Origin of the sequence: uncultured Devosia sp., assembly GCF_913055165.1 — a bacterium.
Classification (GTDB): domain Bacteria; phylum Pseudomonadota; class Alphaproteobacteria; order Rhizobiales; family Devosiaceae; genus Devosia.
Window position 1 is genome coordinate 1 of record NZ_CAJXJS010000101.1, and the last position, 7,239, is coordinate 7,239.

A 7,239-nucleotide genomic window follows, 5' to 3' on the forward strand; every position below is an offset into this window, starting at 1 on the left:
GATGCGTGCGTCCGAAATCCTGTTCGTGGGAAGCGGCTTTCGCCTCTTCTTTTACTTACTAGGGGCGAAAGCCGCTTTTCACCGTGCAAATCCGGAGGTGGTCACGCCGTCCGGCCCTTCGGCGTGCACCCAGCATCGCGGAACGCTCTTTGACATGTGCCATCACAGAGGGCTGCGCCCCTGCCCGCTAGTCCTCGATGGGCTGGAACATGGCGTTGAGCTCGCTGACGATCTGGTCGATCGGCGCCACCGAGTCGGGCAGCATTTGCGGCGGCTCGGGTGCCACGGCCAGATAGGGCACACCACTGGGGAAGGCCCCGAAGCGCTGGAAAAACTCGACCATGTCGTCCAGCACCGGCATGCGCCAGCGCCACATCGCGCCCAGGGCCAGCACCGGCTCCATATGCCCGAACCCGTCGTAATATTGCGTGGTCACCCATACCCCCTGCGCCCGCAGCCGCTCGGCAAAGCGTTCCGTATTCTGCACCCTGACGATCGGGTCCGTCGTGCCGGTGGCCAGATACATGGGCGGCGCCTCGGCGGTGATCAGATTGATCGGCTGCGTGCCCTGCGGGTTGGGCGCCTCGCCGAACACATCGCGCACTTCGCCATATTCGAAGGGATAGAAATCATAGGGCCCCGACAGCGCCGCGACCGCCAGGATCGGCATGGTGACGCCATACTCATTGCGGAAGGATGGATCGAGCGCCTGCATCACCGCATTATAGGCGCCGGCCGAATGCCCCGCCAGGAACAGCCGGTTCGGGTCGCCGCCATAATTGGCGATATTGTCCTGCACCCAGCGCAGGGCCCGCGCGCCATCCTCGAGAAAATCGGGATAGCGCACTTCGGGGTAAAGCCGATAGTCGGCGATCACCGTGATAAAGCCGCGCGACGCCAGGGCCCGCCCAGCAAATTCATACTCGCCCCGCTCGCCACGGCTCCAGCCACCGCCATAGATGAAGAACACCACCGGCGCCAATTCGCCCCGCTGTTCGGGCGCATAGACATCGAGCTTGGCCCGCGCGCCGTCGGCATAGGCGATCCCGTCGCCCACCTTGGATGTCCCGCCATCCATGGCCAGCGGCACATTGAACGGGTCCATGATGGAAACGGCCTGGGCCGTATGGGGCAGCAGCAGGGCCAGCAGGGTCAGGGCGGCAAGCAGGGAACGAAGCAAGGGCATCGGAAAGCAATCAGGAGTGTAGGGAGCCAAAGGGCGGGGTGTGCCGCAAGAAGCCGGAGATTTTGTGGCGCTGCAATGGGCGAGGGCAGGCGCGTCCCATGGGGTACGCAGGCCTGCCCTCTACTTAAGCGCCGATGAGATTGCGCGCAGTTTGTTAACGACAGGTTAACGCTGAGACTGCCCATCGGTCGGGCTCCAGGCTGTGTCGACCTTCGGTTCAGGCAGAGGCGAAAACGCTGGATTTCGAGAACCGGAGCGGAGCCTACTTTGGGTAGGTGAGCACCGGAAGCGCAGAAATCCGGCATTTGCAGACCTGCATCAACTGAAGGTCGGCACAGGCTAGCGTTTGAGCCGCTCCAGCAGCAGACCCGAAACGTGTCCGTCCGCCGGCAGGCCGCGCGCCTGCTGATAGGCAATCACCCCCGCCCGGGTCTTCGGACCGATCACACCGTCGGCCGTGCCGACGTCGAACCCGGCGCGTCCCAGCAGGGTCTGTAGTTCTCCCCGCTGCGCCTTGCTCAGCGCATAATCACCCGCCGGCCAGGGCGTCACGAAGGGACCGCCGCCCAGGATACGGTCCGCCAGATGCCCGACGGCCAGGGCATAGCTGTCCGAATTATTGTAGCGCTTGATCACATCGAAATTGGGCAACAGCAGAAAGGCCGGACCGCTGGCCCCCGCCGGCAGATAGAGCCGGGCCATGTCTGAGGGGCGCGGAAAGGCACTCCCCGAAGCGCGGCTGATGCCCATGGCCTGCCACTGGCTCAGGGGCGCCTTGCCCATCTCCCGCGCCGCGGCAAAATTGAACCCCTGCGGCAGCTTGACCTCATAGCCCCAGGTTTCCCCCGGCCGCCAGTCGAAATTCTGGAGATAATTGGCGGTCGACCCCAGCGCATCGGGCACCGAGTTCCAGATGTCCTTGCGCCCGTCGCCATTGTAGTCGACCGCATAGCGCATGAAGCTGGAGGGCATGAATTGGGTATGTCCCATCGCCCCGGCCCAGGAACCGACCATGGCATTGGGCGACACATGGCCGTCCGACACAATGCGCAGCGCCGTCACCAGTTCGGAGCGGAAGAAATTGGCGCGATAACCACTTTCGGTCAGCGTGGCCAGGGCATGAATGGTGTTGTTGCCGCCCATGAAGCCGCCGAAATTGGTTTCCATGCCCCATATGGCCAGCACGATCTCAGGCTGCACCCCATAGCGCTGCTGCGCTCCGGCCAGCGTCTGAGCCCATTCCGAACGCATCGCCTGCCCCTTGGCGGCCTGCGCTGCGGTCACGCGCTTGTCGACATATTGCTGCACTGTCTGGGTGAATTCAGGCTGCTTGCGCGTCAGCTCGATCACCTGCGGAATGGGGCTATAGCTGGCAAAGGCCGCTTCGAACGCCTGTCGGCTGACCCCGGCCCGCTCCGCTTCCGGCCAGAGGTTGCGCACGAAACTGGCGCTGTTCGCCTGCGCCGGCCCCGCCAGGGCCAGACCGGCGAGGACAACGCCAAGCGCCAAACGAAGAAGGAGCGAAAAACCACCGGATCGGGTCATCTCGGGCCTCGTGCATACGCGATAACAGGAAAGTCACGAACGCGCCTGCCGTGCCGCAACAGGGCGCGTACTGAAATTATTAACGCATGCGATTAAGATGACCTTAAGGCAAAGCCCCCGGCGCGATCACATCCTTGTCAGGCGAATTTGCTGCCGCGAACCACGCCCACCTGGCTCGTCATCACCACGATTCCGTGGCTGTCCAGGAGCGGTTGGAGCAGGGTCAGCACCCTGTCGGCCGTATCGGGCTCAGCCACGCAAATCACCATTACCTTGCGCTGGCTCCCCGAAATCTGGTCTTCATACCAGGGGCCATGGGCACCCTCGCCTTCGAGGGCGGGAAGCACGGTATGCCCCGTTACCCGGGTGTCATGCAGAATATCGGTCACCACCGAGAGCAATGGTCGATCCACAAGAATGTCGAGGCGTGTCTTGTTGGCTACCCTGCTTGTCATCTCGCCACCATCTCCGCCACTGCGGCATAGATCGGTATCCCGATCAGAATATTGAAAGGAAAGGTCACCGCCAGCGACATGCCGAGATAAAGCCCCGGGTCTGCCTGCGGCAGCGCCAGGCGCATAGCGGCCGGCACCGCGATATAGCTGGCGCTGCCTGCCAGCACGCCAAGCGCGGCCACGGACCCCGCATCAAGGCCTAGCCCCGCGCCCACCAAGACCCCGATCAGGCCGTTCATGAGCGCAAAGACGATGGCCAGTACCATCAGGACCGGCGTCAGGCTCCTGGTTTCCCGCAAGCGACGCGCGGCGATCAGGCCCATATCCAACAGGAACAGGCACAATATGCCACGGAAGGCGCCCTCAAAGACGGGAGCGATCGGCTCAAAGCCGGGCTTGCCGGCAATCAGACCGATGAGGAAACTGCCCACCAGCAGGACCACGCTGCCATTGGCCAGGGTCTCGTGCAGCAGTTTGCCGCGTGCCTGCAGCGCCTGGCCGCCAGAACGGCTCGCCAGCAACAGGCCGGAGATGATCGCAGGTGTCTCCATCAATGCGAGGACCGCCACCATATACCCCGCAGGCGCCATCCCGCGCCCGGTCAGCACTTCCACCCCAGTGACAAATGTCACAACGGAAACCGAACCATAATGGGCGGCAACCGCCGCTGCATTCGTGCCGTCGAGCCGCCCGATGCTGCGCAACAGGAAAAAGACCGGCACCGGCAACAAGAAGCTCAATGCCAGCCCAGCCAATGCGGCCAGCACGAGGTCGGGCGTGAAGCCGGCCTGCGAAACCTCAACGCCGCCCTTCAGGCCGATTGCCGCCATGAGGTACAGCGACATCGCCTTGCCGATGGTTTCCGGTATCGCCAGATCGGACCTGATCAGCGTGGCCATTGCCCCCAGCAGGAAGAACAGGACCACCGGAGAGAGCAGCGTTTCCATCAGGTCTTTTCCAAGCCTCAACCGTCATCTGGGCCGCAGTAGAGCAGACCCCGTCAACTGCTTGTCAAGCAGAGGAAAAATGACATGCAGCGATGAAATACGCTATTCGCTCCCCGACAGATCACCGCCGCTCGGCCGGTCGCCACCGGTGACCTGCGGCGGGGCCTTGGGCGCGCTGCCGCCGCCAGCGGGCACATAGGTGACATGCGGATATGGGATTTCGATGCCCTGCTCGGCAAAGACGAGTTTGACGATTTCATTATACCGCCGTCCCACGCCCCACTGCTTGCCTGGCAATGTCTTGATCCGGGCGCGCACGGTAATAGCGGAATCGCCGAAGGCGGTAACGCCTTGCATATCAAGATCGTCGAGGATTTCGTCCTGGTGTTCGGTCTGCATAAGCCGCTCGAAGGCTTCATGCATCGCACCCTTCACCTGATCGATATCGCTGTCATAGGCCACACCGATTTCGGCCACGTGATAGGAGAAGCCCCGCATCATGTTGCTGACCTGATCAACCGAAGAGAAGGGTATCAAATGCACCGTGCCGCTGAGATCGCGAATGGTCACCGAGCGGATGGTGAGCTTCTCGACCACACCTGACCACTGGCCGACAGCCACCACATCCCCTTCATTCATGATGTTCTCGAACTGGATGAAGATGCCGGTAATGATGTCCTGCACCAGCTTCTGCGCACCAAAACCGATTGCCAGACCGACAACCCCAGCACCAGCCAGGAGGGGGGCGATGTTCACCCCGATTTGCGCCAGGGCCAGCATGCTGCCGAAGACCACCAGGGCGATGGTGAACGCGTTCTTGAACAGATTGAGCAGTGTCTTTTCCCGCGAGGTCGGAACCCTGCCGAAATTGACATTGAGGCGATACTCGACCCAGGACGCCACCACGACATAGAGCACGATGGCGGCCAGGATGATCAGCGCCGCCGACACCACGGACCCCGCGACCGCCAGTCCTTCATCAGTGCCGATCCAGGCTGCGAAGTCGAACAATGCCCAGGCTTGGGCGATCGCGACCACCACCGCGGCTATGACCACCCAACGCACCACCCGCATCACCGCAGGTACGAAGGATTTGAGCCGCGCTTCCAATAGGGGCAGGCGTTGCTTCACATCATCCGGCAGGCTCAGCCCGGCGCTGACGAACCGGGTGATGAAACCAACCACCAGTGAACCAACGAGGATGGCAAAGGCCGACTGTATAGTTGCCCCGATCATGAATGGCAGGGCGCTGTCCGGATTGGCAAACCACACCACCAGAATGGCCAGCAGATAGACAATCACCAGCACATGCCAATAGCGACCGATAGCAGTCAGAAGCCGGCCCAACCCATCATTGTCGCGGCGCTCGGAAATCTCGGACAACCAATTGCGGACATCATCCTTGTTCTGGAGGGTAATGATGACACCGATCGTCACCGATGTCGCCATGGCCAGGACTTGAACGGCACCGCCGGCAGGTCGCGAGACCAGCCCGCTCAGCATCGGGGCCACAAACATGAAGCTGTAGCCCAGCAGCGACACGATCCTCCCACTCCAGAACGACCAATAGGCCGCGTTGCCGTCATTCACAGGCAGGAAGCGCAGTGAAGGAAAGCGCGGAACCAGCACAAGCCTGACCGCCAGCTTCGTCATTTCGACAACAAGAAACGCATTGAGCAGCAACGACTGGTTGATGCCCATCTGCCCCCGCGACGTGGTCCCGAAATTGAGCGCCAATACATAACCCAGCCCCCAGGCGAGCAATATGCTGGCCGCGTCGATGAGCACCACGGTCGCAAGCCCGACAAAGCGTGCGACAATACCGCCATCTGCCACGCGTGAGGCCACGATACCGGCAAGAGCATTGGCGATCAGTCGAAAGACAAGGAAACTGCCGAACAGTGCTGCAATCAATAGGCCAATATTGATAGCGAACTCTCGAAGTGCCGCACCGTCGGCGCTCACCACGCCGGAGAATATGCCCTGGATATTGGCCAGGGCCGTGCCGATAGACCGCACCGAAGTCGAAGCACCCTCCGCTACCCCCCGGGTATATTCGGCAAGCTGCCGGGCAATGCTCAAGTCTGCCGGTGCATCTTCCGTCGGTGTCGCCTCTTCGGCTTCCGGTGCGGCCTGTTTCAGCCTATCAATCAATGCCGCCCGAGCCGCGTCGTCCTCAAGGATCCGAACGAGATCATCAATTGCGGTTGCGCTCTCCTCGACCGGCGCGCTGGATTGCTCAGGCTCGGCAGTGGTTCCTGTGAACGGGATCTGGGCGTGAACGGAGGAGATGAGAAAAAGCGAGAAAAAAATAATACGGATCAGCAACATGCAGCTCGTCTACCAGTGGTGATTAGCGCCACCAGCATGGCCTTTGCCGCAAGCAGGTCAAGCCCTCAGCTGGATGACCATTCTGCACGCATCGCGTTTCACCCCTCCAGGACAGAGGCGAGGCCCTTCAAAAAGGCCTTGGCCTCGTTCAGGACGGCCTGACCACTTCGTGTCACATCGTCCGCGCCGCTATCGGCCTCCGCGCCCACTTGGCCAAGGAGTGCCAGGCGCTTGACATGCAGTTCCACCGGGATATCCAGCCGCTCAGCCGTATTCAACGCCTGACGCATTTCCTGCAGCAGCAACAATTGCGAAAATCGCGCATAGAGCCGCCGCGCCACCGCCGTGTCCCGCCGCCAGTTTTCCGCAGCGAAGGCGGCGCTGGCCCTCGGTCCGGCCCCCAGACAATCGAAGGCGTCGCAACCGCCATATCCAAGCGCATCCAGCCGCTCATGAATACGGCAACGGAAATCGGCCTGCAGATACTGGCAAGGCGCCCCCGCCATCTTGTCATGGCCGAATTGTTCGGACCGTTCAAAGGAGAGCGCCGTGCAACACAGTCCGAAGCACTTGCTGCAGTCCGCGGCATATGTGGTTTCGTCCATGTCGCACCGGTGAGTTGTTTCAAAGACGCAGGGAATGCATCACCCTGAACAGCAAAACGCCCCGTCGATTATGACGGGGCGTTTTGTATTTTGTTGTGGAGAGAATTTGTGTTTTTGGCAGACCTTGCAGTGACCTACTCTCCCAAGTCTTGAGACTTAGTACCATTGGC

The 7,239-nt window shown here is 61.6% G+C and carries 6 protein-coding genes; all 6 read right to left on the reverse strand.

Features of this window, described 5'->3' with window-relative positions:
• Window positions 1-187: 187 nt before the first annotated feature.
• Window positions 188-1,186: an alpha/beta hydrolase gene (locus QZ564_RS18645; RefSeq protein ID WP_297113341.1), complete on the reverse strand. Its 999-nt coding sequence runs from the start codon at window positions 1,184-1,186 to the stop codon at window positions 188-190.
• Window positions 1,187-1,525: 339 nt separating this feature from the next.
• A complete protein-coding gene (locus QZ564_RS18650) occupies window positions 1,526-2,731 on the reverse strand; it encodes a lytic murein transglycosylase (protein ID WP_297113343.1) in 1,206 nt (401 codons plus the stop codon).
• A gap of 137 nt (window positions 2,732-2,868) precedes the next feature.
• Window positions 2,869-3,186 carry a DUF190 domain-containing protein gene (locus QZ564_RS18655; protein ID WP_297113345.1) on the reverse strand — a complete coding sequence of 106 codons (318 nt, stop codon included), beginning with the start codon at window positions 3,184-3,186 and terminating at the stop codon, window positions 2,869-2,871.
• Entirely contained in the window at window positions 3,183-4,133 is a 951-nt protein-coding gene (locus QZ564_RS18660) for a sodium-dependent bicarbonate transport family permease (protein WP_297113347.1), read from the reverse strand. The genes QZ564_RS18655 and QZ564_RS18660 overlap by 4 nt, the downstream gene beginning before the upstream one ends.
• Before the next feature lie 102 nt (window positions 4,134-4,235).
• Complete coding sequence (locus QZ564_RS18665) at window positions 4,236-6,464, reverse strand: mechanosensitive ion channel domain-containing protein (protein WP_297113349.1); 2,229 nt, start codon at window positions 6,462-6,464, stop codon at window positions 4,236-4,238.
• A gap of 98 nt (window positions 6,465-6,562) precedes the next feature.
• Window positions 6,563-7,069, reverse strand: coding sequence for a hypothetical protein (locus QZ564_RS18670; RefSeq protein ID WP_297113351.1), 507 nt, complete (start codon window positions 7,067-7,069; stop codon window positions 6,563-6,565).
• Between the last annotated feature and the right edge of the window lie 170 nt (window positions 7,070-7,239).